The organism is Streptomyces sp. WM4235 (assembly GCF_001279725.1).
In the GTDB taxonomy this organism is placed as follows: Bacteria; Actinomycetota; Actinomycetes; order Streptomycetales; family Streptomycetaceae; genus Streptomyces.
Genome location: NZ_LGDE01000432.1, coordinates 1 through 26459, shown reverse-complemented (window position 1 = coordinate 26459; position 26459 = coordinate 1). Strand labels below are relative to the sequence as shown.

Genomic DNA, 26459 nt, shown 5'->3' with positions numbered 1-26459 from the left:
CCGATTCGCCCGATCCGCCTGATCCGGCCGGCCCGCGTGCCGCCGGGCCGTGAAGTGGGCCGGCCCGTGGGGTGCGCCGGAGGTCAGTGGGCCACCACCGCGTACGCGGGGGCACCGACCCCCTTCGTGTGGACCGAACTGTTCAGCACGACATCGGCCCGCAGGTGCGGTCGGTGGGTGGCCAGGTAGCGGTCCTCTGCCGGCATCCAGTCGTCCTCCCACAGGTGGCGCGCCGACTCCCCGTCCCGTGCCAGGCCACGGCTCAGCCGCACCTCGCGGCGGGCGTCGCAGAACACCCGGTAGGTGTACACGTGGCGCAGCCGCAGGTGGAGCGCGTGGACGCCCTCCACGATCAGCGGTGTGCCGGGCGGGAGTTCGGTCCACTCCGCGAGGCGGTCCAGGTCCCAGTCGTAGCGTCGGTACCGGACGGTGCCCCCGGTGGCCGCCGGTCGCAGCACCTGCGTTTCGAGTCGGGCGAGGTCGACGTCGGCGGCGATGGCGCCGGAGTCGCGGGGGCGCTCCGCGGAGGGGAGGTGGAAGTCGTCGACGTGGATGACGGCCGCGGTCTCCAGCCGCTCGGCCAACAGGGCGGCGAGCGTGCTCTTGCCGGACGCACCCGGTCCGTCGATGCCCAGCAGGATCGGCCGGTCCCGCAGGGCGGCGGCCCGGGTGGCGTCCTCGGCCAGTGCGTCGATGTCGCAGATGTGCTCGCTCACGGTGCCTCCTGCTGCTGGTCGGGGGATCGGCCGTCTCGGGGGGCGAACGCGTCGAGGGCTTCGGTGTCGGTCGCGCGGGCGTGGAGGAAGTAGTCGGCCCAGTCGGCGGCTTCGGGGTAGCCGGAGTCCCGGGTGATGCCGGCGATGGCGGACTCGATGTCGAAGTGGGTGGTGCGCAGTTCGACTCCGGGTCCGAGCAACGCCCAATGGGCGCCCGAGCGCCCGTAGGGCATTCCGACGCTGCCCGGGTTGACGACGAGCCGGCCGTGGGCGAGGCGGACGAAAGGCATGTGGGTGTGTCCGCGGACCACGGTGCGAACGGTGGGGTCGAGGCCGGTGAACACCTCGCGCCAACGGTCGGGCGAGGAGTCGACCAGCACCACCTCCTCGTCGTCCCGCGGGGTGGCGTGGCAGAACAGGGTGTTCCCCAGGCCGCGCAGGGAGAGGGAGAGGGTGCGCGGGAGGCGGGCGAGCAGATCGAGGTGGTCCGGCCCCAGTTGCTCCGCGGCCCATTGCGCGACGGGGTCGCGGAGGGCGTCGCGGTCGCCGCGACGGTATTCGAGGAGTTCCCGGTCGGCGTTGCCGCCGACCCGGGCGACACGTTCGCCGAGGCCGCCGAGGAGGTCGAGCACCCGGGTGGGTTGTGGCCCCGCCGCGATGTCCCCGGTGAGTACGACGAGGTCCGCGGCCCGCACGTCCGGTTCGGCGAGGACCGCTTCCAGGGCGGGCAGGACTCCGTGGATGTCCGAGAGGACGGCGACGCGGGTACCGATGTCGTCGGCCATGGCCGTCCTCCCCGAGTTCACGTGCGTGTGACGCCGATCCCGCCGATCGCTCCCGACGATAGATCAACAGGAGTCGCGGGAGAAGCGGTCGGCGCATCGTGAACCCGTGCGGCGGGACGGAGCGCCGCGGGCCCGGCACGATCCGGGGAGGTCGGCCGGGGCCTCGCGGGACGCGTCCGGCCCCGCTCGGCGGAGCGGCCGCCGGGTTCCGGCCCCCCTGGGGGCGACGGATCCCGGCGGTCGCCCGGGAAGGCGGGGCCTCAGGAACCCGCGCCGCTCATGGCCTCGTGGCCCGGGGGGTGTTCCGCGCCCTGCGAGGGGCCCTGTGAGGCGTCGTGCTCCGTGCCGTGCGAGGCGCCGTGACCGGAGCCGGTCTCGACGGTGCCGCCGAGGCGTTCCCGGAGGGGTGCCAGGGCCTCGGCGGAGGCCGCGGTCACGACCCAACGTTCTCCGACCAGGTACACGCCTCCGTACACCCGGGATTCGTCGAGCCACGCCCGCTGACCCTGGTCCGCGGCGAAGGTGGCCATCCGGAATCCCTCCTTGCCCGTCCCGCACGCTCCTTCCTTCAGTTCCTCCGCGTCGACGGTGATCTCGGGTCGGCAGTCGAGGGCGGCGGCGATCTGGTCGAGGGAGGCGGGGCGGGCGGTGGACGACGGGGCCGGCGTGGCCGGGGTCGCCGAGGGCGGGGCGGCCGGGGTGGACGACTCGGCCGCGGTGGCGGCGCCGGCCGGGTGGGCGTCGGTGCCTGCCCGCGCCTTCCCTTGTCCCGCGCAGCCGCCACACATCATCGAGGCGATCAGCACGGCGACACAGGGCACCAGGTGGCGGGCGGTGATCCGGGGTGAAGCTGACACGTCTCCCTCACAGGGGGGTCGGGGCGGGCACGGGGACGGGGCGCGGACGCCGGTTCCGGCTCCGGATCGGGTCAGCCGGTGGTCGTCGTGACCTTCTTGCCGGCGTCGTTGACCGCGAACCAGAGGCCCTGCTTGCCCTGTCCGTTGGTGTCGCCGGGCTCCTTGTCACCGGTGAACAGGTAGACCGGCCAGCAGTCGATCGTCAACTGCTCGCTCCCGTCGGGACGCTTTACCTTGCCGATCAGCCCGGCGGGAATTCCGGCGGCCTTGGCCTTGTCCACGGGAGGGGCCGGCTTCCATGTGTTCACACAGGCGTCGAGGCAGCCAATTTTCATAGGCCACGCACTGTCCTTGTTGAATCGGTAGAGCGTACGGCCCTGGGCATCGACGAGAATCTTTCCGAGCTTCTCGTTGGCGGCCACCGCGAGTTCGATTTTCTCATTGGAATTCATGTCCCCCATTCCACCGTTGCCGCCGGTCTTGGGGGGCTCGACATCCTTCTTCGGCGGCTCGGCGTCCTTCTTGTCGATCGCCTTCTTGCCGTCCGCGGCCAGCGCGTGCCAGGTGCCGCCGACGCCCTCGCCCTTGGCCTCGCCGGCCTTGCCCTCCTTCGAGTACCGGTACACGGGCCAGCCGCCGAGGGTCAGCTGCTTGGTGCCGTCGGCCCGTTCGACCGACCCGAGCATGCTCGGGTCGATGCCGGCGGAGGCCTTGGCGTCGTCGGCCGACACCACGGGCCAGGTGGCCGCACAGCCGCCCTCGCAGTTGGATTTGGGGGGCTTGGGCGTGTCCTTGTCGAAGCGGTAGAGGGTGGCTCCGGCGCTGTCGGTGACCACCTTGCCCACCTCCGGGATGTCCCGCAGGGCCAGTTGTCCCGCCGGGGCGGCCTTGGCCGCGGCCGCCGGCTCGTCGCCGTACCCGGATCCCGCGCCGGCCGCCGGATTCGCGCCCGTTCCGGGCGCTCCGTATCCGGCTCCCGATCCCGATCCGGCTCCCGAGTCATATCCCTTGCCGATGGCCTGACCGGCGCCCGCCGGCTGTACGGAATCCACCGCGCGGTCGGAATCCCCGCCGCTGCAGCCCGCCGCCAGCATCAGTACCGCCATCACCGATCCGGCGGCTGCCGTCCCACGATGCCTGTTGTTCACGATCACTCCTTCGGGTCCAGCCCGGCGTTTTCGCTTACAGGCTTATTCATAAGGCCTGTGGGGCCAACTGAATTCAGAATCAAAGGATTTTGTCAGATCGCGCCAAACGTTGAACTCGATTTCCGGGTGGTTGTCTACCGCCTGCTCATTCCTGAATGCGGAGGGCGAGCGCGGGGCAGCGGCGTACGGCGCGGAGCGCCTTCGGGCGCAGCCGTGAGGGCACCGGCATCACCGCCATCGCGGGGAACCCGTCCTCGTCCAGGCGGACGACGTCGGGCAGCAGGTCCACGCAGAGGCCGTGGCCCCTGCACAGCGTCCAGTCCACGACGAGGCGTTCGGGGCTCTCGTCCTCGGGCAGGGGCAACGCCCCGAGGACGCGGCGCCCGCAGCCGCTGCCGAGCGCGTGGTCCCGGAACTCGTCGGGGAAGACCGCGAGCGCGGAGGCGACGAATCCGGCGGTTCCGTCGGGGTGGCTGCACGCGCCGCGGCGGCGTACGCCGCGCATCCGGGCCTGTACGGCGTCGAGGGCGGCCCCGCCTCCGCCGGCCACGAGGGCGTCCACGGCGTCGGCCAGCGACGGCAGGCCTCTGGCGCAGGGGCCGCACTGGCCCGCGGACTCGCCGGCCATCCAGCGCGTCACCCGGGCCACTTCGCCGGCGGGGCAGGTGTCCTCGGGCAGCGGAAGGACCGCGCCGGCCCCGAGCACCCCGTCGTACGAGGTCAGGGACTCTCGGGAGAGGGCGGCCAGGCGCGCCGACGCCGGCGGGAGCCATCGGCCGTGGTAGCCGCCGATCAGGACACCCTGGCCGGGGGCGGTGCCGCACAGTTCCAGGACGTACGCGAGCGAGGTGCCGAGCGGGACCTCGACGGCGGTGGCGCCGGCGACGGTGAGCATGACGGTGCCCGGCTCCTTCTCGGTGCCGACCGAGCGGTAGTCGTCGACGCCCAGTCGGGCGGCGACGGCGATCTGGGCGTACGTCTCGGTGTTGGACAGCAGGGTGGGCATGCCGCTCAACCCGCGTTCACTGGTCCGTACCTTCTGCCCGTTGGGCAGTGCGGGGCCGCCGTCGATGCCGTTGATGAGGGAGGTGCCCTCGCCCGTGACGAAGCGCTCGGGCAGTCGGGACACGCGCACCCGCCGACCGGCCGGGCCCCGTTCGGCGACGGCCTCGCGCAAGGACTGCTCGACGTCGTCGCGCGTCACTCCGATGACCACCTCCTCCGCGCCGAGCGCGCCGGCGGCCAGCAGGGCCCCGTCCAGCACCAGGTGCGGCACGTGCAGCAGCACCGCGGTGTCCTTGAGGCAACTCGGCTCGCCCTCACTGGCGTTGACGACGACGGCGCAGCGCCCGTCGCCCGCGCGGGCGGACCGGGCGACGGCGCGGAGCTTGCGGGAGAACGGGAACCCCGCCCCGCCGCGGCCCCGCAGGTCGATGCCCTCGGCGAGCTGCACGAGGTCGTCGAGCCCGTATCGGGGCAGGTCTCCGTGTACGGAGAGGTGGGCGGCGCGGTCGAGCCGCGCCATGACGTCGAGTCCCGCCAGCAGCCTGGGCATGCCCACACAGCCGAGTGCCGGGCGCGGCAGATCGGTCACTGCCGCCCCCGGCTACCGTCGAAGGACCCGCCGGGCCTCTCGGTGGTGACTTGCGCCTGAGTGGGGATGAACACGGTTCCGTACTGCGGATACTCGGGCTCGGGTGGGGATTCCGGCCGGGCCGCCGTCACCGGGCCGGCCATCCCTCGCTGGATCAGGAGGGTGTCCGGCACCGGGCCCGTGCGTGGGACGGCTCCCTGGCCGGCGTACGAGCGCCGGCCGTACGACTCGGCGTACGGCTCGGCGTACGGCGGGGGGTAGGACGGCTGCTGGGCGTACGGCGGCGCATACGGCTGCGCGGGCGCCGGTTCGGCGCCGCGCGGTGCGGGTTCCTGGTCCCAGTCGGGACGGGCCTCGGACTCCGGGAGTTCGTCCGACTGTCGGGCCAGGCGGGCGGTCAGTCGGGACGCGGCCCACTCCGCGGGGCGGCTCACGAAGGGCCGCGGGTTCCGCGGCGGCGCCTGCTCGGGGGCTTTGGGGCCTTTGGCGCCTTTGGGGCTCGGGGGAGTTCCGCCCGGCGGCCGGGCGGGGAGGGAGCGCAGTCGCCGACGGAGCCTGATGACGAGTACGGCGGCGACGCCGAGCAGGCACAGGCCGTACGCCACGGTCACCCAGCCGCTCGCGGGGCGGCCGGCTTTGAGTCCGTGCACCAGTGAGGCTCCCCACGCCGGGTACGCGCCCATGTGCAGGGCCCGCCACCAGATGGAGCGGCCCTTGGTCGCGAAGGCGCTGCGGACCGCGCCGGAGACCGCCACGGCGATGAAGAGGTATCCGGCGAGGGTGCCGAGCCCGACGCGCAGGGGCTGGACCGGGTCCGCGAAGGGGACGACCGCGGAGGCGGCCACCGTCTGCGACTTGGCGATCTTGACCCAGATGTGCAGGCCGAGGAAGCCGAGTCCCGCCACGGCGAGGCCGCGGTGCACGCCCTGGGCGACGAGCCGGTGCCCGGACGAGAACAGTGTCCGGTCGGTGGCCGCAAGGCCCCACAGCACGGTGGAACTCAGCGAGACGAGCGAGAGCACGCCCGCACCGAAGTCCAGGAAGTTCCAGAAGTCGTTCAGGGCACCGGCCTGCACCATCACGACGATGGCGGCCAGGGCCGCCAGCGCCGCGAGGGTGATGGCACCGGGGTGCGGGCCGCCTGCGGCGGACAGCAGGGGCGGTCGCCGCAGGGCACGCTTCCCGGCGGCCGCGGCGGCGACCATGCCGGCGTGCCGTCTGGTGCTGCGTGCCCGGTGTGAGCTCGGCGTACGAGGCGTGGACAAGGGCATGTAGTTCTCCCATACGCCCGGGCTCCGAGCACTCCACCTCGCGCTCGGCGCCCGGGGACTGTCGTCGGAACTGCTCCGCGGCAGGCGGGAGATGGTGCCTCGCCGGCCGGGAGCGGGGGCCGGAGTGCAGAAGCATCGTGGACCTTCGCAGCACCTCCACGGGATTTATCGAAACGTGATAATTTCTGGCCCCCGCGCAGTCATCGACTCAAACATCCCCGGAAGATTCCCTTCCAGTGGTGCGGCGGCAACGAGGTTCACGCCTTGTCCGCCGCCACACCTCCCCGTTGGCAAAATCTAGGCAAGGTCGCGGGACTGCAAGTGGTTGGCATGCTCCTGGAGGGAGTACGAGGCGCTCAACTCCCCCGTCGGCACTGACGTCGACGGGGAGGAGGACAGCCCCTACAGGCTTGTCACCCTCCCACGGGGCAGGCCATACCCCGGCATGAACGAGGTAACAATGTGCGAACTTCTGAACCGCATCTGGTCCCGCCCACGCGGCGAATGGACCCGGGTCCTGCGAAAGGAACTACCCGCGCTGGCCGCGGGGATCGTGGAGGAACTGCGGAGCGACATCCCCGGTTTCTCCACTCTCATCGAGGACATCGACGACGAGATCGTCAGAGAGCACGTGGAGTCGGCCCTGCTCACGGTCCTCGGTTACCGCGAACCGTCGGTAACACCGCAGGATGAGGCAGCAGATCAGATTCAGCCGGCCCGGCAGGCAGAGCCGGCCCGAAACCCTCGGCAGCAGGACGCGGACGCGCTCTTCCCTCAGGACGTGCACGGCGGCGGCTCGTTGCCCACGCTCAAGGCGGTCCCCTCCCAGGGATTCAGCACAGGGCCCGAACGTGCTCGGCGAGAGCTCGGGCCCGAACGTGCTCGGCGAGAGCTCTTCGCCGTTCTCACATCTGACATGCCCATGTCCGAAATAGCCCTGGCCGAACTGGCCGGCGCGGCCCGCTGGCCGCTGCCCTCCTCCGTCCGGGCCATCGCCCTGGTCTCCCCCGGCGAAACCCAGCAACTCGCGGCCGTCCTCGACGACGCCCTGGCCGGACTGGTCAACGGCCAACCCTGCCTCCTGGTCCCCGCCCCCGACCCGGACACCCGCACCACACTCGAGAGCTCCCTGCGCGGCCGATTCGCCGCCGTCGGACACCCCGTCCCACCCCGCGACACCGCCTCCTCCCTCCGCTGGGCCGTACGCCTGCTCAACCTCACCCCCACCCGCTCCGGCCCCGAAGCACGCGCCGTGTTCGTCGACGACCACCTCTCCACCCTCATGCTCCTCCAGGACGAACCCCTCGCCCACGCACTCGCCACCCGCTGGCTGCGCCCCCTCGCCGACCTCACCCCCCGCCAGAGCGAACGACTCGAAGTCACACTCCTCGCCTGGCTCGAAGGAGGCGGCGCACCCGAAGCCGCGAAAGCCCTCAGCGTCCACCCCCAGACCGTCCGCTACCGCATGCGCCAACTCGAGAAACTCTTCGGCCCCGGACTCCGCGACCCCCGCACCCGCTTCGAACTCGAAATGGCCCTCCGCAGCAGGCGCCTCATGGCCCAGGTCAGACGCCAACACTCCCGAGTGACCCGCAGGGCCCGCGTCGTCACCGCCGACTTCCGCCCACCACTGGGCGCCGGACGCATGGCCCGAGTCAACGGCCTCTAACCCCCCGAACAGCACCCCCGACGAAAGGAGCCGGCCCTCCCCCCGCAGATGCGGGGGGAGGGCCGGCTTCTTTCGTGTCGGTTCCTTTGGTGTCGGTTCCTTTCGCGTCGGTTCCTTTCGCGATGGTTTCTTTCGCGTCCAGCACCGGGTCACAGGCGTGCGGCCACCCCCGGAGCGCCGGGGCGCAGGGCGGTGTTGAGGTCGCTCAGCTCCCGGTAGGCCCGGGCGCAGGAGCGGCAGACCGAGAGGTGGCGGGCGAGCCGGCGGGAAACCCCGCGCCGCCTGACCGCGGCGCCGAGCAGGCTGACGAAGTGGCGGCAGCGCGCGTCGTCGGCCGGGTCCACGTGGGCGCCCAGGTACGCCTCGCGCAGCCCCTCGCGGGCGCGAAAGGCCAGCGAGGTCACGGCGCTCTGGGTGATGCCCAGCAGTACGGGAACCTGGTGCGGGCAGTCGTCCTCGACGAGGGTGTGCCACAGGACGGCTTTCCAGCGCTCGGGCAGGTTGCGGAAGGAACGTGCGGCGAGCCGGCGGTTCTCGCCGTCCACCAGCCGGCGTTGCGGATCGCCCCCCGAGGGGCCGGGGCGGCACCAGGACTCGACATCCGGCGTGAGGATGACGCGTTCGTCCCCGGCCCGCCACTCGACTGCCGTGTGCCGGACGACGGTGAGCAGGTACGGGCGCCAGTGGTCCCTGGGGCCGGAGCCGGAGCGAACGGCCTGGAGGGTGCGCAGGAAAGCCTCGGAGACGAGGTCCTCGGCATCCTGCGGGGCCCGGCTACAGGCTCGGGCACAGGCGAGGGCCGCGGGGCGGTGGCGTCGGTAAAGGAGCTCGAAGGCCTCGGTGTCCAGGGCCTCGCGGGAACAGGACCGTCTGATCCGCCGGATGAGTTCCCGATCGGACTCGCCGACGCGGCCGGACGTGCCGATCCGGCCGGGCGCGCGGGACCGGCCGGATGTGTCTGAGGGGCCGGACATGTCGCTCCTCACGTGCTCCGGGGCCCGCGGGCCCCGTTCGGGACGGCAAAAAGGGCGGTGCCGGTCCGAAGTCGGCTTCGGACCGGCACCGCTCTCGGGGCGACGCGGGGGAGGGTGGGAGGAGGGCGACGCCCCGAGAGTCTCAGCGGCAGGCGCGCCCGCCGTTGATGCACTGGACGGCCTTGTTCATCAGGTTGTTGTTCATGACGTTGATGAAGTCGCCGTGGTCGGTGACCGGCTTGTGCAACTGCTCGGGGAAGCTGTCCACGGCGAACTTCGCGCCGGGCGCCACTCCGTACACGATCCGCTGGACCAGCTGCGGGATGGCCTTCATTCCGGCCGGGCAGGCGCCGTTGGCGGCGGCGAAGGCCACGTGGGTGCGGTGGTTGGCGCTGTCGGTGTTCTTGCCGTCCCAGCAGCTCTGGAACTTGAAGGTGCGCACCACGTCACTGCCCTTGGGGCAGATCGGGTACTTGTCCTTCAGCTGGCGGTTCTCGAAGCCCGTGCAGCTCCACGACGCGTTCGCGTTGGCGTTGCCGTTGGTGAAGGCCTTGGCGTCACCGGTGATGATGCGCATGAAGCGCGGCATGGCGGTGACCTTGGCGACGGGGCTGCCCTTGAAGTCGATGGTCACCTGCTTCGGCTGGAGGATGGTGCCGATGTTGGCGTCCTGGCCGCCGCCGGGGGCGTTGGCGTCCTTCTCGGCGCGTCCGTCGCGAAGGCGCAGGACCGGCCAGTAGTAGGTGGACTGGTCGCCGTTGGTGCATGTGGTGCCGGAGGCGGCCAGGCTGTTGTTGGTGGAGAAGGCGTCCGTGGTCCTGTTGCCGACGTAGTCGTGCATGTGGTGGGCGCCGTTGCTCACGCCGGGGGCGACGATGACGTTGTCGGGGTTGAAGTGCTTCTCCTGGTTGCGTCCGCACTGCACGGACAGCTGGCCCCGGGAGCCGCCGGCCTTCGCGCCGGGGTTGGCCACGTTCGGCCGCACCGTGTTGATGGCGACGAAGTCGCTGCGCGCCGGCCCGCCGCCGTTGGCACCCTTGGCGGCCTGGTTCTGGGGAGCTGCCGCCTGGGCGCCGACCTGGGCTCCGGGCGCGTCCGGGATGTCGGCGGCCGCGGCCTGCTTCATCTCGCAGCCGCCGAGGGCCTGCAACTGCCCGGCGTTGCCACCGGACTGGCCGATCGCCTTCGACATGTCGGCGATGGTCTTGTCGCGCTTCTGCTTCAGCTCGCCGAGGAGTGCGCCGCCCTTGGCCTTGCCGGTGGCGAGGCGTTTGTAGGAGTCGGCGATCTGCGTGTCCAACTGCGCCAGTTTGGCGTCGACTTCGGGCTTGGCCTGGTCGGGCACCGCGCGAAGTTTGTCGCCCACGTCGGGACAGTCGATGGTGGCCGTCACCGGCGCCGTCCGCGCGGAGTCCTGCCCGGCGGATGCCCCCTGCGCGACGATCACGACCCCGCCGCCGCCCAGGACCAGGGCGGACACGATGGCGAGGGCCTTGTGCGTCGGCCGCAAGCGGCGTTTGTGGCCCTTTTGACTCATGCGATCACTTCACTTCGTCGGGGGTCGGGAAACAGTGGAGGGGGTGGGAGTGGCGTCCACCAGGCCGTCGAAGTCGACCAGCCCGGTGGCTTCGAGGACCGAAATGTGGTCCAGGACTGTGGTGTTGGCGTCATTGGCCAACTCGCGGACCATGGAGTTGCGGGTCTGGGCCCGGATCTGGGCGACCAGCGCGAACACCTTGCCGTGGGCCCGACGCAGCAGCTGGACGAACACGCGTTCGTACTCGTCACCCTGGGCCGCGGTCATCTGGTTGAGCCAGCCCTGCTGCTGATCACTCGGCCGGTCCGGCAGTTGGACGCCGAGGGCGCCTCCCACCTCTATGACGCGGCGGTCGAGTTCGGTGTGGCCTTCGATGAGGTGCTCCCCGGCGGTCCGCACCGTGGGGCGCGCACCGCGTTCCTGGGCCTGACGCCCGGCGGGCAGCTCCCAGAGTCCGGCGAGGCGCACCTTGCGGATGAAGTCTCGGTCCTGGGGGGTCAGTGGACCGAAGGCGGTACTCAGCACCCCGGCGCCGTCGTCGTCGCCCGCCGGGGCCGAGGCGGCCGCGGAGGCTCTGCCACCGAAGCTCTGCACGGGAATCAGCAGCGCGATCAACGTGAAGGCGAGGGCTCCGATGACCATGCCCGTTCCCATCACGTGTCTCGACGCGACCGACATGCTGCCGATGGAAGACCGGCGGATTGACGGCACTGTGCCTCCTTGCTGCGTGGACCGGGAGGGACTCAAAGTCGGAGGGGCCGCGGGCGGCGTCTGACACGCCGCCCAGGACCTCAACCGTCCGAACTCCCGGGTGGCTAGGGACGCTAGCGCCAGTTGTGGTGTTCTTTTGGAAGGGCCATCACGAATGGACAAACATCCGGGCAACGCCTCGAAAGGCTGGTACGGTTCGGGCGCCCGGGGCACGAGTGACTGCCGCCCTCGCCTCCGCCTGGCCGAACGCCGCCTGAGTTTCGGCCAGTTGTCCGGAATTGCAGTCATTCGCGAGGAGCATGGAAGCCGCCCTTCGGGATGATTCGCCCGCGGCGCGGTGTGCCACATGGTGAGCGGGAACCGTCCCTCACCGAAAGGAACGGCACTTCGTGCACATGAAGCGATTCGCACCCCTGCTCGCCGTCGGTCTCCTCGCCTCCGGCGTCCCGCTGTTGTCCGCGACCGGGGCGTCCGCCGCTCCCGCGGACCTCGACTCGGCACGCGGGCCCGCCTGGCACCGGTGCAACCCGGACCAGCCGGCCTCGTACGAGTGCGCGACCATCAAGGTTCCGCTCGACTACCAGCGCCCCCGCGGGCGCACGATCGACCTCGCCATATCCCGCGTCAAGAGCGAGAACCCGGCCAAACGGCACGGGGTCATGCTGTTGAACCCCGGTGGGCCGGGCGGCAGCGGCCTCGACCTGCCGTTGATGATGAAGGAGTCGATGCCCGAGGAGGTTCGCGAGAAGTACGACCTCATCGGCTTCGATCCGCGCGGTGTCGGCTCCAGCAGTCCCATCACCTGCGGCCTGAACGACGCCGAGCAGAGCATCGACCGGCCGTACCGGCCGGGGACCTTCCCCTCGGACGTGGCGTGGGCGCGCACCGTCGCGGACAAGTGCCGGCAGAAGGCCGGTGCGGTCCTCCCCCACATCAGCACCCGCAACACCGCTCGTGACATGGACGCGATCCGCGCCGCCCTGGGCGAGCGCAGGATCTCGTACGTGGGCTACTCGTACGGCACGTATCTGGGCGCCGTGTACACGCAGATGTTCCCGCAGCGGACGGACCGCTTCGTCCTGGACAGTGGCGTCGACCCGCAGCGGATCTGGCGGGGCATGTTCCAGGTCTGGGCATCAGAGGCCGAGCCCGCGTTCAAGCGGTGGACCGAGTGGACCGCCGAGCGCGCGGGCGAGTTCCGGCTCGGGAACACCCCGAAGGCGGTGTCCGACACGTTCTGGGCGCTGGTGGCGCGGGCCGACGCGGACCCGATCGTCCTCGAAGGGCAGAAGATCACGGGAGACGACATCCGCGCCGCGCGCGGACTGTTCTTCTACCCGGCGCAGGCGGCACCGCTCGTCAGGGAGCTCAAGGACGCGGCCGAGGGTCGGCCGGCGGCTCCCGGCGCCGCGAACCGTTGGCGGTCCGTACGGTCAGGCGCGGAGGAGCCGGCGTCGGACAACGGCAGCGCCGTCTTCTGGTCCGTGGTGTGCGCGGACACGGACAACTGGCCGCGCGATCCGGAGCGTTACCGGCGGGACGCGGCCAGGGACAAGGTGGCGTACCCGCTGTACGGGGACATGGCGTCCAACATCAAGCCCTGCGCGTTCTGGCAGCGACCGTTGGAGGCGCCCACCCCGATGCGGACCCGCGCGAACGTGCTGACCGTGCAGAACGAGTGGGACTCCCAGACCCCCCTCGTCAGCGGTCAGGGCCTGCACCGCGCGCTGAAGGGCTCCCGGATGGTGCTGGTGGCGGGCGGCGAGGGGCACGGCGTGTACCTGGCCGACCCGACCTCCTGCGCGAACGCGCCGGTCAACGCCTACCTGGCCACGGGCCGGCTGCCCGCCGGGGACGTGACGTGCCGGACCGCGCCTGGTGACGGCGACCGCCGCGGGGCGTCGCCGCGGCGCGGCCCGCTGCCGTTCCCGATCGGACCGCAGAGGTTCTGACGCGCGGCCCTGATCGTGAGGGGGGGCCGACGTACCGGCCCGCCCCTCACCCGGGGCCCGTCCGTCACCGGGGGGAGGACGCCTCCACGGCCGCCTTGATCCGGCGGCCGAAGTCGGGGGCGTCCTTGCGGGCCGCGCCCAGGGCGAGCCCGACGAGCAGCTTGCCGACGCCGTGCCCTTCGAGGGTGTTGAAGATCCGCACCCGAGTACGACCTCCGGGCAGGGGTTCGAAGTCGTAGCCGCCGTTGGCCGTGACCAGGTTGCGGCTCAGCTCGGTCCAGCGGATCGACCGGGGCGGGTCGAAGCCGTCGATCCGGAACTCCCGCCCCGTCTTCATGCCCGCGTCCTTGACGGTGCTGCGGAAGACCGTGCCGACGGCCGTGGGGCCCTCGGGACTGCGGGTGATCTCCTGGACGCGCGGGCTGAACTGCGGGTCGTTGCGGCCGTCGGCCAGGTAGGCGAATACCACCTCGACGGGGCGGTCGATCTCGACGCTCGCCTCGAACTCTCCGGACATGCGCACTCCTCGGTGGACGATCCCCGGGACATGATCGCAGGCAGACCGCCCTCGCGCGCGGCGGCGACCGCCCGAGGTTCAGCGGCGTCGGTCCGGCCGTGCGCGTCTTGACAGGCTTCGGGCCGGTCCGCGCCCGGGTGATCCGGCGAGGGGCTCCTTCGGGCGGCCGGTCCCCGCGGCGCGCAGCGGGGTGAACACTCCGGCCCCGACCAGCAGCAGGCAGAAGGCTCCGGCGGCCAGGCTGATCGCCGGGACCCCGTGCGTCTGGGCCAGTCGGGTGAGGACGGCCGCCCCCACCGGGCCCGAGGCGTTGTGCACGGTCCAGAACACGGAGGTGACCCGGCCCAGCAGCGGGTCCGGTGTCACCTCCTGGCGCAGGGTCATGGAGCAGACCCCGGCGACGGTGAGCCCGAACATGAACACGGCGGCCAGTGCGGCGATGGTCGGCACGTCGCGGCTCACGCCGATGCCCGCGACGGAGAGACCGATCAGGGCGACGGAGCCCAGCCAGCAGACGCCGAACCCGAGGAGGCGACGCAGCCTCCCGGCGCAGAGAGCGCCGACGAGCGTGCCGAGACCGCTGACCGCGACGATGTAGCCGAGGGTGGCGGTGCTCTGCCGAAGGTCGTTCTCGACCCGGAAGATCAGCAGGTCGGTGGCGCCGACGGTGACGAAGGTCAACAGGGTGAGGAGCACCGTCAGCGGGCGCAGGAGCGCGTGGGCCCACAGGAAGCGGAAGCCGACGAGGAACATCTCGCGGGTCCTCCCGGCCCCGCCGCCGGGCGGGCGCTCCTCCGCCGTCCCGTCCGGGGTGGGGCGCGGGGTGAGCCGCACCCACCGCAGGGTCGCGGCGGACACCAGGAAGGTGGCGCCGTCCACCCCCAGGGCCCAGTCCTTTCCGACCCACGTGGCGATGGCCGCGGCGGCAATCGGCCCGACCAGGGTGCCCACGGCGAAGGTGCCCATGAGCCGCCCGTTGGCGGAGGTGAGGTCCTCGGCGGGAACCAGGTTGGGGACGGCCGTCACGTACGCCACGTCGAACAGCGTCTTCAGCACGCCGACCACGGCGGTCATCAGGTACAGCAGCCAGATCCGGGGGCCCGCGAGCCACAGGAACGGCACCGCGCCCAGCAGTACGGCGCGCGCCAGATCACAGACGATCATCAGCCGGCGGCGGTCCACCCGGTCGACCACGTGGCCCGCGAACAGTCCCGTGCCGACCGCGGAGACCGCCCCGACGGCGGTGATCAGGCCCATCTGGGCGAGGGACCCCGTGGCTTCCAACACCAGCAGGGGCAGTGCGAAGAGCGAGATCGACCCGCCGATCACGGACAGCGCCTGGCCGAGCCAGAAGACGTTGAAGTCCTTGTTGCGGGAGAGGCGGGAGAGGCGGGAGAGGCGGGAGAGGCGTGAGGGGTTCGACGGCCGGGCGGGCCCGGGTGCTCCCCCGCTCACCCGAGCAGCGCGTAGACGGTGGAGGCCTTGGCGGCCGGCTCCGCGGAGCCGTCCGGCGTCATGGTGATGTCCGCGAACGCCATGCGCTTGCCGAGTTTGGTGATCCGTACGTCGATCAGCACATCGGCCCCGACCACGGGACGTTGGAAGCTGGTCGACTGTTGGACGGTGGTCATGGGTCCGTACGCGCCGCGCGCGGCGGAGATCGCGATGACGGTGGCCGTGTCGGCGGCGGCCATCAGGGCCTGTCCGCTGAGCCCGCCGCCGTCCCGGGCCAGGTCGTCGGACCACGGCAGCCGCAGGACGGCGTGCCGCTCCCCCGTCTCCCGGACGGTGAGGCCGAGGGCGAGCACCCAGGGGGCGAAGTTGTCGGCGAGGATCTTGTCGGCGTCTGCGGGTGTCAGCGTCACCCGAGGAATTGTGGCGGCCCGGCCGGGCCGCCACAACACCTTTGATCCGCGCGGGATCCCGCGTCGTCAGAGGGCCGTCGTCACAGGCTCGCGGCCAGCTCCGTGCCCTGGCGGATGGCCCGCTTGGCGTCCAGTTCGGCGGCCACGTCGGCGCCGCCGATCAGGTGCGCGTCGACGCCGGCCGCGCGCAGCGCCTCGTACAGGTCGCGGCGCGGCTCCTGTCCTGTGCACAGGACGACCGTGTCGGCGGGGACCAGGCGCTCTTCGCCCTCGACGGTGATGTGCAGGCCCTCGTCGTCGATCCGGTCGTACGTCGCGCCGGCCACCGAGACGACGCCCCGGTGCTTGAGTTCCGCGCGGTGGATCCAGCCGGTGGTGGTGCCGAGGTTCGCGCCGACCTTGGTGGCCTTGCGCTGGAGCAGGTGCACGCGGCGCGGGGACGCGGGGCGCTCGGCGGGGGTGAGACCGCCCGGGCCGGTGTAGGCGGTGTCGACGCCCCAGTGACGGAAGTACACCTCGGGGTCCTGGGAGGCGCCCTCGCCGCTGTCGGTGAGGAACTCCGCGACGTCGAAGCCGATGCCTCCGGCGCCGACCACGGCCACCCGCTCGCCGACGGGGGCGCCGTCGCGCAGGACGTCGAGGTAGTTCACGACGTTGGGGTGGTCCACGCCCTCGATGGCGGGGGTCCGGGGGGTCACGCCGGTGGCGACGACCACCTCGTCGTAGCCCTGGAGGGTGTCCACGTCGGCGCGGGTGTTGAGGCGCACGTCGACCTCGCGGGCGGCGAGCTGTGTGCCGAAGTAGCGGATGGTCTCCTCGAACTCCTCCTTGCCCGGGATCCGGCGGGCGACGTCGAGCTGACCGCCGATGTGCCCGGAGGCCTCGTAGAGGGTGACGGCGTGGCCGCGCTCGGCGGCCGAGACGGCGCAGGCCAGTCCGGCCGGCCCGGCGCCGACGATGGCGACGCTCTTCTTCAACTGGGTGGGTGACAGCACGAGTTCGGTCTCGTGGCAGGCACGCGGGTTGACCAGGCAGCTGGTTATCTTGCCGCTGAAGGTGTGGTCGAGGCAGGCCTGGTTGCAGCCGATGCAGGTGTTGATGGTCTCGGGGGCGCCGGCGCGGGCCTTGTTCACGAACTCCGCGTCCGCCAGGAAGGGTCGGGCCAGCGACACCAGGTCGGCGCGGCCGTCGGCCAGCAACTCCTCGGCGATCTCCGGGGTGTTGATCCGGTTGCTGGTGACGAGCGGGACGGAGACCGCGCCCATGAGGCGCTTGGTGACCCAGGTGTAGGCGCCGCGCGGGACGGAGGTCGCGATGGTGGGGATGCGGGCCTCGTGCCAGCCGATGCCGGTGTTGATGATGGTGGCGCCGGCCGCCTCGATCTCCTTCGCGAGGTGGACGACCTCGTCGAGGGTGGAGCCGCCGGGGATCAGGTCCAGCATGGAGAGCCGGTAGATGAGGATGAAGTCCTCGCCGACGGCCGCGCGGGTGCGGCGGACGATCTCCAGCGGGAACCGCACCCGGTTCTCGTACGCGCCGCCCCAGCGGTCGGTGCGCCGGTTGGTGGCGGCGGCGATGAACTCGTTGACCAGGTATCCCTCGGAGCCCATGATCTCGACGCCGTCGTAGCCCGCGAGCTTGGCGAGCCGGGCGGCGCGGACGAAGTCCTCGATGGTCCGCTCGACCTCGATGTCCGTCAGCTCGTTCGGGACGAAGGGGCTGATGGGGGCCTGGAGCGGGCTGGGGGCGACCAGGTCCTTGTGGTAGGCGTAGCGGCCGAAGTGGAGGATCTGCATCGCGATCTTCCCGCCCTCGGCGTGCACGGCCTCGGTGATCACCCGGTGCTCGGCGGCCTCGTCCTCGGTGGTGAGGCGGGAGCCGCCCTCGAAGGGGCGGCCGGCGTCGTTGGGGGCGATGCCGCCCGTGACGATCAGGCCGGCGCCGCCGCGGGCGCGCTCGGCGTAGAAGGCGGCGAGGCGTTCGAAGCCGCCGGCGTGCTCTTCGAGGCCGGTGTGCATCGAGCCCATGATCACGCGGTTCGGCAGGGTGGTGAAGCCGAGGTCCAGGGGGCTCAGCAGGTGCGGGTACCGGCTGTGGGAACTCTGCGGACTCATCGGGGTGTGCCTCCTCGCGCGGGGGTGATGAACCTGTTCTAGCGAGGCGCGAGGGCTTTTGCAACTAGGTGCATAACCGATACCGGGGCGGTTCCGGGCGTTTCGGCCGGGGATTCACGTGCCGCACGGCCTGTGCGGTCTCGGGCTGTGGCACAGCTCACGAGGCCGGGGCCCCGGCCCGGGGTCGCACCGGGCCGGGGCCGGGGGTCAGGCCCGGCGCAGGCGGATCGTGACGATCTGGAACGGGCGCAGGGTCAGCCGCACCGTGCCGTCCGCCGCCGGGGCGCCGACGGCCACGCCCTCCAGCGGCCGTTCCAGCAGGTCGCTCTCGACGGCGGCCGAGATCGGGAAGCCCGCCGTCAGCCGGGCGACGGCCCGCCCGCCCCGGGACTCGTAGAGACGGACGACCACGTCCCCGCCGCGGTCCTCGGCGAGCTTGACCGCCTCGACGACCACCGCGTCGTCGTCCACGGCGACCAGGGGGGCGACCGGGCCGGCGCCGGTGACGACCCGTTCCGGCAGGTTCAGCGCGTGTCCCTCCCGTACAGCGTCCCCGAGGCTCGCGCCGGGCGCGAGGGAATGGCGCAGGGTGTGGGCTCCCTGGTCCGTCTCCGGGTCGGGGTAGCGCGGAGCCCTCAACAGGGACAGTCGGACCGTGGTGGTCTGGCCGCCGTCGGGCCGCACGTCACGGGTCACGTCGTGCCCGTAGGTGGACTCGTTGAGCAGCGCGACCCCCCAGCCGGGTTCCTCCACGTGGATCCACCGGTGGGCACAGATCTCGAACTTGGCGGCCTCCCATGAGGTGTTGGTGTGGGTGGGCCGGTGGACGTGTCCGAACTGGGTCTCCGAGGCCGAGCGTTCGGCCTTCACGTCGAGCGGGAAAGCGGCCTTGAGGAACCTCTCCGTCTCGTGCCAGTCCACCTCGGTGACCAGGTCCACCGTCCTGGACTCCGATCGCAGGGTGATCGACTGCGTCGTCCGGGAGGAGCCGAAGGAGCGGGTGACCCGCACCGTCGCCGCCTCCGGGCCGCTCTCCGTGACCTCCAGGGCGTCCCATTCCACGAGGTCGGTGACCCGGTGGCGGTAGAAGGCCTCGATGTCCCAGGCGTCCCACATGTTGGGGAAGTCGGGGTGGATCTGGAGCAGGTTGGCCGCGCCTCCCGGCGCGAGCGACTCCCGGTCCGCCTCCAGGTCGTACGCCGACACGATCAGGCCCCGGCCGTCGATCTCCACGCGCAGCCGTCCGTTGACGAGGACGTGCCCACCGCCCGCCCGCTCCCCCACCGTCACCGACCGACCGGCCGGCGCGGGCGGAGCCGCGCCGCCCGCGGGGACGCCGCGTCGGGCGTGCGGGGCGCAGTTGAAGACCAGCCGCTCCGCTCCCTCCCCCGCCAGCGCGAGCTGCGCGGCGCGGGTGATCGCCGTGAGCTCCTCCCGGACCCTCGCGTACGTCTCGCGCGCCTCGCGGTGCACCCAGGCGATGGAGGATCCGGGCAGGATGTCGTGGAACTGGTGCAGCAGCACGGTCTTCCAGATCCGCTCCAGGTCCTCGTACGGGTAGGCCTGCCCCGGCACCCGCACCGCCGCGGTCGCGGCCCACAACTCGGCTTCGCGCAGGAGGGATTCGCTGTGCCGGTTGCCCTGTTTGGTCTTGGCCTGGGAGGTGTAGGTGCCGCGGTGGAGCTCCAGGTACAGCTCGCCGGCCCAGACGGGGGCGTCCTCGTACTCGGCGTGGGCCTTCTCGAAGAAGGCGTCGGGCCGTTCGATCTCGACGCGCGGTGATCCCTCCAGGTTCCGCTGTCGGCGGGCGCGGGCCAGGTGTTCGCGGGTGGGTCCGCCGCCGCCGTCACCCCAGCCGAAGGGGACGAGGGAACGTGAACCGCGCCCCTTCTCGCGGTAGTTGCGCGCCGCGTGCGCGAGCTGCGCCCCGCCGAGGTCGCTGTTGTAGGTGTCGACGGGCGGGAAGTGGGTGAAGACGCGGCTGCCGTCGATGCCCTCCCACCAGAAGGTGTGGTGCGGGAACGCGTTGACCTGGGACCAGCAGATCTTCTGGGTGAGGAACCAGCGGGCGCCGGACAGTTTGACGATCTGGGGCATGGCGGCGGTGTAGCCGAAGGAGTCGGGCAGCCAGACGTTGTGGGTCTCGATGCCGAACTCGTCGAGGAAGAACTTCTTGCCGTAGAGGAACTGGCGGGCCATGGCCTCGCCGCCGACCATGTTGGTGTCGGACTCGACCCACATGCCGCCCACCGGCACGAACTGTCCGTCCGCGATCTTCTTCTTGATCCGCTCGAAGAGTTCGGGACGGTGGGTCTTGATCCAGTCGAACTGTTGGGCCTGGGACATGGCGAAGACGAACTCGGGGTGCTCGTCCATCAGGTTGACCATGTTGGAGGTGGTGCGGGACACCTTTCGGACCGTCTCGCGCAGCGGCCACAGCCAGGCCGAGTCGATGTGGGCGTGGCCGACCGCGCTGATCCGGTGCGCGGAGGCGTGGGCGGGCGCGGCGAGGACGGCGGCGAGCCGCGCGCGGGCCTCGCCGGCGGTGCCGGGGATGTCGCCGAGGTCCACCGCGTCCAGCGACGCGTCGACGGCGCGCAGGATCTCGTACCGTCTGGCGTCGTCCGCGCCGAGCTGCGCCATGAGGTCGTGGAGGACGTCGAGGTCCTGGACGAGTTCCCACACCTCGGTCTCGAAGACGACCAGGTCCATCCGGGCGAGCCGATAGAGGGGTTGGTGTCCGCTGGTCAGTCGGTCGCCCTCGTGGGTGGCCCGGTGATCGACGAGCACGGGGTTGGCGGCGGCCTCCACGTACCACTCGATCCGCTCGCCGCCCTCGGCGAGGTCGGTGACGCGGACCCAGTCGTTGTAGGGGTTGAGTGCCTTGATCTCGGTGCCGTCGGCGCGGTGGACCAGGCCTTCGCACTGGAAGCCGGGCATCATCCGGTCGAAGCCGAGGTCGAGGACGGCTTCGACGACGCGGCCCGCGTGGTCGGCAGGGACGACCCCGGTGACCTTGAACCAGGTGGTGCCCCAGGCCGGGCCCCACGGTTCGCCGACGGCGCAGGGCTCGTACGGCGCGGCGAGGCCTTCGGCCACGGGGACGGGCTCGCCCGGGGCGTCCCAGCGCTCGACGGTGAGCGGGACCGGGCGGGAGCGTACGGCGGGTTTGATCCGCTCCGTGAGGACCCGGCGGAGGCGGAGTTCGGTGACGCTGCGGTCGTCGTGCATGACGGCTGCTCCAGGAGGGAGAGGTCGTGTGGTGGGTGGGGGCGGCGCTCAGGTCTTGACGGCTCCGTCGCCCACGCCCTTGAAGAAGAAGCGCTGGAGGGCGAGGAAGAGGAGCAGCATGGGCAGGAGCGCCGCCATCGCACCGGCGGCGATGAGCCGCTGGTCGTTGACGGTGGTGGCCCCGGCCAGGGTCTTCAGGCCGAGTTGCAGGGTGTAGTGGTCGCTGTCGGTGAGGACGAGCAGGGGCCACAGGAAGTCGTCCCAGGCGCCCATGAAGCTGGTGATGCACACGACGGCCAGGGCGCCCTTGGCGGTGGGCAGGAACACCCGGGTGAAGCGCGCCCATTCGTCTGCTCCGTCCAGCACCGCGGCTTCCTCCACCTCCCGGGGCACGGCGAGGAAGGCCGCACGCATGACCATGATGTTGAGGACGGAGACGGCGCCGGGCAGCCACACGCCGACGAGGGTGTCGACCAGGCCCATGTCGCGGATCGTCAGGAACATCGAGATCATCACGGATTCGAAGGGGAACATCAGGGTCGCCACGAGCACCGTGAAGACGGTTCGGCGGCCCTTCCAGCCGGCGCGGGAGAGCGCGTAGCCGCCCATCGCGGAGAAGGCGGTGTTCGAGGTGATCGCGAGGACCGCCACGACGAGGGTGTTGCCGACGTACTGGAGCAGGGGAAACGATTCGGCGACCCGGAGGTAGTTGTCCAGGGTGGGTTGTGCGGGCAACACCCCGTCGTACACGTTCTCGGTGCGACCGCGGATCGAGGTGAGGAACTGCCAGACGATCGGCCCGAGCATGACCACGAGCACGGCGATCAGCGTCGCGTACCGGCCGGCCAGGCCGAGCAGTCGGCGCCCGCGACCGCTCCAGGCCCTCCGGGACGGCTCCGCGGCGAGGGAGACCCGTGTGCTCAACTCTCGTCTCCCTTGGAGAGGCGGCGGCCCAGCAGGCTGAACACCAGCGTCAGCAGGAACAGCAGGATGGAGATGGCCGAGGCGTAGCCGGTCTCGCCCGAGAAGCCCAGGCCGACCTGCCGGATGAGGAACGGCAGGGTGCGGGCGCCGCCGCCGGGTCCCCCGCTCTCGCCGCCGAGGATGTAGATCTCGGTGAACACGCGCAGCGCGGAGATGGCGGAGAGGGTGCCGACCAACAGCATCATCGGTTTCACCTGCGGGACGGTGATGCTGAAGAAGCGCCGGACCGTGCCCGCGCCGTCCAGGGCCGCCGCCTCGTGCAGGGCGGCGGGGACGTTCCCGAGGGAGGCCAGGTAGAAGACCATGTAGTAGCCGAGGCCCTTCCACACGGTCACGATCATCGCGGAGACCAGCAGCATGGTGCTGTCGGTGAGGAACGGGATCGGTTCGGAGACGATGCTCAGCTTCCGGAAGACCGTGTTGACGAGCCCGTCACTGCGCAGCACCCACTGCCAGATCAGGCCGACGACGACGGCTGAGGCGATCACCGGTGTGTAGAAGGCGGACCGGAAGAAGCCGATGCCGGGAACCCTGGTCTGGACGAGGACGGCGAGGGCCAGCGGCAGGAAGACCAGGCACGGCACGACGACGAGCAGGTACACCACGCTGTTGCCCGTCGCGACCCAGAAGTCGGGGTCGGCCAGGGCGCGCCGGTAGTTGTCGAGGCCGACGAACCCGCCGCCGCGCAGGATCCGGGCGTCGGTGAAGGAGAGCAGGACGGTGTTGACGAACGGCCAGAGGCTGAACAAGGTCACCATCAGCAGTCCGGGGGCCAGGAAGAGGTAGGGCGTCCACCAGGTGCGGTGGAGGAGTCCCGTCTCCGCCTCGGCGTGACCCCTCACCGGTTCGCCGCGTCGGCGAGCAGCTTGTTCGCCTCCTCCTGTGCCTTCCTCACCGCCGCCTTGGGGTCCAGCTCGCCCTGGATGGCCCGCTGCATCTCGCGGACCACCGCGTCACCGACCTGGTTGGTCCACTGCACGGGGGTGTTGGCGTCGAGGTCCGCGGTCCTCAGCTGCTCGGCGCCGATCGCGCGGGCCACGGTCTCGGCGTCCTTGCCGTCTCCCCGGTCCGCGAAGTACGGGTCGGTCAGTCCCCGGGCGTTGGAGGGGTAGATGGTGGCCTTCTTGGCGAACTCGACCTGGTTGGGTCCGTTGGTCACCCACTTGGCCAACTCGGCCGCCGCGTCCGGGTGTTCGGTGTCCTTCCGGATGCCGAGCGACTGTGCGTAGATGCCGATGTGGCCGAGCGTTCCGGTGACGGCGCCCGCGACCCGGGTGTGGGCGTAGACCTGTGGGGCGTTGCGCTTGATGTCCTTGACGAAGCCCGGGGAGCCCGGCCCGAAGACCAGTTTCCCGCCGCCGTACAACTGGTTGATGTCGTCCGCCTTGAGGAGCGACTCCTTGGGCATCGCGCCCTTGGCGTACAGGTCCTTCATGCGTTCGACCCACTCGACGGCCTTGTCGGTGTCGAAGGTGAACGCGCTCCCGCTCGCGTCGAGGATCGGGACGCCCATCTTCTGCCAGTCGCCGGGCAGTCGCCCCTTGGGGTCCGCCATGAACGCGGCGTAGCGGCCGCCGGAGCGGGCGGCTATCCGTTCGGCACAGTCGAAGAACTGCTCGACGGTGGTGGGCGGTCGGGCCGGGTCCAGGCCTGCCCGCTCGAAGAGTTCCTCGTTGTAGGTGAGGATCTCGGGGGTCACGTACCAGGGATAGGCGAACACGCCGTCGCCCTTGCCGGGAAGTTTGAACTGCTCCCAGGAGCCCGGGACGTAGTCCTCGGCGACCTCCGCGTCGAGCGCGGCCACATCGGCGAGCATGCCCCGGTCGCCGAGGAGCTGGAAGGAGTCGGTGGAGAGGTTGACCACGTCCGGGAGAGCCCCGGCCCGGGCGTCGGCGACGAGCTTCTCGTTGTAACCGTCGCCCGGCACGTCCTCCCATCTCACCTTCACCTCGGGGTACTTCGCCTCGAAGGCGTCGATGACCCCCTGGACGTAGGAGGTGTACGCGGGTTTCAGCTGGAGGGTGCGGAAGGTGATCGCGCCCGCCACGCGGCCGGTCCTCCTCGCCTCCCTCACGTCGTCCGGGGCGGCGTTCATGCCGCATGCCGCGGTGGACAGGAGTGCTCCGGCCACGAGTGTGGTGATGGCCGTGCGGAGCGCGGGGGAACGGGTCATCGTCGCCGCCTTCGGAGGGGTTCCGGCGGTTCCGGCCTCGCTGCCGGAGCGCGGCGCCCACGCTGGCTCGAAGGGCCGGGCCCGTCAACGTGCCCGAGGTCCCGCCGGCCGGGTATCCCCGCATCCCGCACCGCGCCGGCGGGCCCGCACGCAGACCCGGGCGCCCCGGTCAACACCGCCGCCACCTGGACTGATGCGCTTTACCTCGGGCGCCGCGAAGGATCGCACGCCGGTGCGGCCCCGGGCGTCGATGGCCGGGATGGTGCCGGGCCCGACGGCGGGAACGTCCACCGGGTGGCGGTCGGGGCCCCGCTACTTCATCCGGTACTCGACCTTCTCCGCGAGCTTTCCGTCCTTGAAGCAGAAGCGGAACACGTCGTTGCCGTCGGAGTCCGCCGCGGAGACGTACCAGGAGCAGACGCTGCCCGCCGGTTCGGCCGGACCGCCCTCCTTGAGGACCCCCTTCACGAAGGTTTCGCCCGAGGGCAGCTTGGCGCGGACCGCGTCCTCGGCGTCCCCGACCTTCACCGAGCGGTAGACCTCGGGTTCCACGAAGGTCTTCCCGGCCGCGTCCACGAACTTGCCGACGCCGAGGAAGAGTGCCACGAGGGCGCCGATGCCCAGCACGAGCACCACCCCGCAGCCGATCAGACAACCCTTGCGCTGTGCCACGTCCGTTCCTCCATGCCTCGCCGCACCGCGTCGATCGTGGTGACGATCGGACTGTCGCAGGGCGGTGGGGCGGGGGGCTGTCCTCCAAAGTCTTCGACCGCGGCAACCATCGTCGTTCGAGGTCGACACCCCCTCCCCGTGTATACAGGGAGGGAACGCGAATACGGACGAACCGAGAGGAACCCACCGTGAGTGAGACCGCCGAGCCCCTGATCGTCGTCGGCGTGGACGGTTCGAACCACTCCAAGGAAGCGCTGCGCTGGGCCGTCGCCCAGGCCAAGGCCATCGGCGGCCGGGTACACGCCGTGATGAGTTGGGACTGGAACACCAACCCCTTCGCGGTGGGCCCGACATCGCAGGAGGACCTGGTCGGCGTCGAGGAGGCGGCCCGCCTCAAGCTCGCCGACACCGTCGCCGAGGCCGTCGGCACCTCACCGGGCGTCCCGGTCTTCCGACGCGTCGAAAAGGGCGCGCCCGCGAAGGTGTTGGTCGAGGCGTCACGGGAGGCCGAGCTGACGGTGGTCGGCACGCGGGGGTACGGCGGCTTCAGGGGCGCCCTGTTGGGCTCGGTGAGCCAGCAGGTGGTCCAGTACGCACGGAGCACCGTGGTCGTGGTCCGGGACGAGAACGAGGACTGACGCGGGGGCCCGCCTCCTACCGCACCGGCTGCCGGCCGGGCGCCGGCGCCGCCAGGTCCGAGGGGTCCGTGTTGGCCCCGCACAGGATCACCGCGACCCGCTCCCCCAGCGGCTCCGGGGCCCCGCGGAGGGCGGCGAGAGCGGTGGCGGCGGCCGCCTCGACCACGATCCGGTGGTCTTCCCAGAGTCCCCGGCGGGCGGCGACGATGGCCTCGTCGGGGACGAGCACCGACACCACGTCGCCCTGTCGCGCCGCGGCCAGGGCGTCGACGGAGACGCGGGTGGCGCCGAGCGAGTCGGCGGCGACGGAATCCACCGGGACGTCCACCGGTCGACCGGCCTCCAGGGCGGCGTTCAGTGCGCGGCAGTTCTCGGGTTCGGCCGCCACGACCCGTACGCCGTGCTCGCGCGCGGCGGTGGCCACACCGGCGAACAGTCCGCCGCCGCCCACCGCGACGACCACCGTGTCCAGGCCCGGAAGCCCCGCCCGGATCTCGTCGAGCAGGGTGCCGGCGCCCGCGGCGATCAGCGGGTGGTCGTACGCGTGGCTGCTCAGGGCGCCGCTCGCGTCGGCGAACTCCCGGCAGGCGGACAGCGCTTCGGCGTAGCGGTCGCCGACGAGCCGCACGTCGGCCCCGTACCCGCGCAGCCGCTCGACCTTCACACGGGGCGCGTTCACGGGCAGGAACACGGTCGCGGCCACCCCCTGCGCGCGGGCCGCCCAGGCGCAGGCGAGACCCGCGTTGCCGCCGGAGGCTATCGTCACCCCGGCGGCGGGGAGGGTGCCCGCCTCGCGGTGCGCGACGAGGAAGTTCCGGGCTCCGCGCGCCTTGAAGGAGCCGGTGTGCTGGAGGTGTTCCAGGGCATACCAGACGCCCCGTTCGGCGGGCACCACGGCGACGGGACGGATCGCGTCGGCCATCCGACCGGCGGCGGCGCGCACGGCCGCGTAGTCGAGCTGCTGCTCCATGAACGGTCTCCTCTGGGGACGGGGGGGTTCTGATGGCGGCGGGTTCGGGCGGTGGTGGGGCGGGGCGGGGGGGGTTCAGGC

22 protein-coding genes are annotated in these 26459 nt (G+C 71.6%); 3 read left to right on the top strand and 19 right to left on the bottom strand.

What is annotated here, in order from left to right; translation table 11 throughout:
* Nucleotides 1–83 precede the first annotated feature (83 nt).
* From ADK55_RS26975 to ADK55_RS37980, 6 genes are all read right to left on the bottom strand, one after another.
* Nucleotides 84–716, bottom strand: coding sequence for a uridine kinase family protein (locus ADK55_RS26975; protein WP_053682413.1), 633 nt, complete (start codon nucleotides 714–716; stop codon nucleotides 84–86).
* Entirely contained in the window at nucleotides 713–1501 is a 789-nt protein-coding gene (locus ADK55_RS26970) for a metallophosphoesterase family protein (protein ID WP_053682412.1), read from the bottom strand. Before ADK55_RS26970 ends, ADK55_RS26975 begins: the two co-directional genes overlap by 4 nt.
* Nucleotides 1502–1761: 260 nt before the next feature.
* Entirely contained in the window at nucleotides 1762–2358 is a 597-nt protein-coding gene (locus tag ADK55_RS26965) for a hypothetical protein (protein ID WP_159041560.1), read from the bottom strand.
* Nucleotides 2359–2429: 71 nt separating this feature from the next.
* On the bottom strand, nucleotides 2430–3506 hold the full coding sequence (locus ADK55_RS26960) for an SCO0930 family lipoprotein (protein ID WP_234350265.1): 1077 nt from the start codon (nucleotides 3504–3506) through the stop codon (nucleotides 2430–2432).
* A 145-nt stretch (nucleotides 3507–3651) separates the two neighbouring features.
* Nucleotides 3652–5100: an NADH-quinone oxidoreductase subunit NuoF family protein gene (locus ADK55_RS26955; protein ID WP_078999463.1), complete on the bottom strand. Its 1449-nt coding sequence runs from the start codon at nucleotides 5098–5100 to the stop codon at nucleotides 3652–3654.
* Nucleotides 5097–6371: a hypothetical protein gene (locus tag ADK55_RS37980; RefSeq protein ID WP_159041559.1), complete on the bottom strand. Its 1275-nt coding sequence runs from the start codon at nucleotides 6369–6371 to the stop codon at nucleotides 5097–5099. The genes ADK55_RS26955 and ADK55_RS37980 overlap by 4 nt, the downstream gene beginning before the upstream one ends.
* Nucleotides 6372–6816: 445 nt before the next feature.
* Between ADK55_RS37980 and ADK55_RS26945 the strand changes: the two genes are divergently transcribed.
* On the top strand, nucleotides 6817–8040 hold the full coding sequence (locus tag ADK55_RS26945) for a PucR family transcriptional regulator (protein WP_234350264.1): 1224 nt from the start codon (nucleotides 6817–6819) through the stop codon (nucleotides 8038–8040).
* A gap of 149 nt (nucleotides 8041–8189) precedes the next feature.
* Here ADK55_RS26945 and ADK55_RS26940 read toward each other — a convergent pair whose 3' ends face one another.
* The 3 genes from ADK55_RS26940 to ADK55_RS26930 all read right to left on the bottom strand — a co-directional run bounded on the left by ADK55_RS26940 (nucleotide 8190) and on the right by ADK55_RS26930 (nucleotide 11229).
* Complete coding sequence (locus ADK55_RS26940) at nucleotides 8190–9014, bottom strand: RNA polymerase sigma factor (RefSeq protein ID WP_053682409.1); 825 nt, start codon at nucleotides 9012–9014, stop codon at nucleotides 8190–8192.
* A 142-nt stretch (nucleotides 9015–9156) separates the two neighbouring features.
* Nucleotides 9157–10551, bottom strand: a complete 1395-nt coding sequence (locus tag ADK55_RS26935; protein ID WP_053682408.1) for a DUF1996 domain-containing protein — start codon at nucleotides 10549–10551, stop codon at nucleotides 9157–9159.
* Nucleotides 10552–10560: 9 nt separating this feature from the next.
* Nucleotides 10561–11229: a DUF4142 domain-containing protein gene (locus tag ADK55_RS26930; RefSeq protein ID WP_053682441.1), complete on the bottom strand. Its 669-nt coding sequence runs from the start codon at nucleotides 11227–11229 to the stop codon at nucleotides 10561–10563.
* A gap of 428 nt (nucleotides 11230–11657) precedes the next feature.
* Between ADK55_RS26930 and ADK55_RS26925 the strand changes: the two genes are divergently transcribed.
* Nucleotides 11658–13214, top strand: a complete 1557-nt coding sequence (locus ADK55_RS26925) for an alpha/beta hydrolase (RefSeq protein ID WP_053682440.1) — start codon at nucleotides 11658–11660, stop codon at nucleotides 13212–13214.
* Nucleotides 13215–13278: 64 nt separating this feature from the next.
* Here ADK55_RS26925 and ADK55_RS26920 read toward each other — a convergent pair whose 3' ends face one another.
* The 9 genes from ADK55_RS26920 to ADK55_RS26880 all read right to left on the bottom strand — a co-directional run bounded on the left by ADK55_RS26920 (nucleotide 13279) and on the right by ADK55_RS26880 (nucleotide 24770).
* Nucleotides 13279–13731, bottom strand: coding sequence for an SRPBCC family protein (locus tag ADK55_RS26920; protein WP_053682407.1), 453 nt, complete (start codon nucleotides 13729–13731; stop codon nucleotides 13279–13281).
* 78 nt (nucleotides 13732–13809) lie between these two features.
* Nucleotides 13810–15186 carry an MFS transporter gene (locus ADK55_RS26915; RefSeq protein WP_078999460.1) on the bottom strand — a complete coding sequence of 459 codons (1377 nt, stop codon included), beginning with the start codon at nucleotides 15184–15186 and terminating at the stop codon, nucleotides 13810–13812.
* A complete protein-coding gene (locus ADK55_RS26910) occupies nucleotides 15183–15596 on the bottom strand; it encodes a PaaI family thioesterase (RefSeq protein WP_053682406.1) in 414 nt (137 codons plus the stop codon). The genes ADK55_RS26915 and ADK55_RS26910 overlap by 4 nt, the downstream gene beginning before the upstream one ends.
* A gap of 80 nt (nucleotides 15597–15676) precedes the next feature.
* Nucleotides 15677–17710, bottom strand: a complete 2034-nt coding sequence (locus tag ADK55_RS26905) for an NADPH-dependent 2,4-dienoyl-CoA reductase (protein ID WP_053682405.1) — start codon at nucleotides 17708–17710, stop codon at nucleotides 15677–15679.
* 207 nt (nucleotides 17711–17917) lie between these two features.
* Nucleotides 17918–20941 carry an alpha-mannosidase gene (locus ADK55_RS26900; protein WP_053682404.1) on the bottom strand — a complete coding sequence of 1008 codons (3024 nt, stop codon included), beginning with the start codon at nucleotides 20939–20941 and terminating at the stop codon, nucleotides 17918–17920.
* 48 nt (nucleotides 20942–20989) lie between these two features.
* A complete protein-coding gene (locus tag ADK55_RS26895; protein WP_053682403.1) occupies nucleotides 20990–21865 on the bottom strand; it encodes a carbohydrate ABC transporter permease in 876 nt (291 codons plus the stop codon).
* A complete protein-coding gene (locus ADK55_RS26890) occupies nucleotides 21862–22767 on the bottom strand; it encodes a carbohydrate ABC transporter permease (RefSeq protein ID WP_053682402.1) in 906 nt (301 codons plus the stop codon). Before ADK55_RS26890 ends, ADK55_RS26895 begins: the two co-directional genes overlap by 4 nt.
* Nucleotides 22764–24098, bottom strand: a complete 1335-nt coding sequence (locus ADK55_RS26885; RefSeq protein ID WP_234350263.1) for an ABC transporter substrate-binding protein — start codon at nucleotides 24096–24098, stop codon at nucleotides 22764–22766. The genes ADK55_RS26890 and ADK55_RS26885 overlap by 4 nt, the downstream gene beginning before the upstream one ends.
* Before the next feature lie 312 nt (nucleotides 24099–24410).
* Nucleotides 24411–24770, bottom strand: coding sequence for a hypothetical protein (locus tag ADK55_RS26880; RefSeq protein WP_053682401.1), 360 nt, complete (start codon nucleotides 24768–24770; stop codon nucleotides 24411–24413).
* A gap of 188 nt (nucleotides 24771–24958) precedes the next feature.
* Between ADK55_RS26880 and ADK55_RS26875 the strand changes: the two genes are divergently transcribed.
* A complete protein-coding gene (locus tag ADK55_RS26875; RefSeq protein WP_053682400.1) occupies nucleotides 24959–25408 on the top strand; it encodes a universal stress protein in 450 nt (149 codons plus the stop codon).
* Nucleotides 25409–25424: 16 nt separating this feature from the next.
* Here ADK55_RS26875 and ADK55_RS26870 read toward each other — a convergent pair whose 3' ends face one another.
* Nucleotides 25425–26378: a serine/threonine dehydratase gene (locus tag ADK55_RS26870; protein ID WP_053682399.1), complete on the bottom strand. Its 954-nt coding sequence runs from the start codon at nucleotides 26376–26378 to the stop codon at nucleotides 25425–25427.
* Between the last annotated feature and the right edge of the window lie 81 nt (nucleotides 26379–26459).

Coding starts and splice junctions, on each gene's coding strand:
- ADK55_RS26970 (WP_053682412.1), bottom strand. CDS start 1,501: ATGGCCGACGACATCGGTACCCGCGTCGCCGTCCTCTCGGACATCCAC.
- ADK55_RS37980 (WP_159041559.1), bottom strand. CDS start 6,371: ATGCCCTTGTCCACGCCTCGTACGCCGAGCTCACACCGGGCACGCAGC.
- ADK55_RS26945 (WP_234350264.1), top strand. CDS start 6,817: ATGAACGAGGTAACAATGTGCGAACTTCTGAACCGCATCTGGTCCCGC.
- ADK55_RS26940 (WP_053682409.1), bottom strand. CDS start 9,014: ATGTCCGGCCCCTCAGACACATCCGGCCGGTCCCGCGCGCCCGGCCGG.
- ADK55_RS26935 (WP_053682408.1), bottom strand. CDS start 10,551: ATGAGTCAAAAGGGCCACAAACGCCGCTTGCGGCCGACGCACAAGGCC.
- ADK55_RS26930 (WP_053682441.1), bottom strand. CDS start 11,229: ATGTCGGTCGCGTCGAGACACGTGATGGGAACGGGCATGGTCATCGGA.
- ADK55_RS26925 (WP_053682440.1), top strand. CDS start 11,658: ATGAAGCGATTCGCACCCCTGCTCGCCGTCGGTCTCCTCGCCTCCGGC.
- ADK55_RS26920 (WP_053682407.1), bottom strand. CDS start 13,731: ATGTCCGGAGAGTTCGAGGCGAGCGTCGAGATCGACCGCCCCGTCGAG.
- ADK55_RS26905 (WP_053682405.1), bottom strand. CDS start 17,710: ATGAGTCCGCAGAGTTCCCACAGCCGGTACCCGCACCTGCTGAGCCCC.
- ADK55_RS26900 (WP_053682404.1), bottom strand. CDS start 20,941: ATGCACGACGACCGCAGCGTCACCGAACTCCGCCTCCGCCGGGTCCTC.
- ADK55_RS26885 (WP_234350263.1), bottom strand. CDS start 24,098: ATGACCCGTTCCCCCGCGCTCCGCACGGCCATCACCACACTCGTGGCC.
- ADK55_RS26870 (WP_053682399.1), bottom strand. CDS start 26,378: ATGGAGCAGCAGCTCGACTACGCGGCCGTGCGCGCCGCCGCCGGTCGG.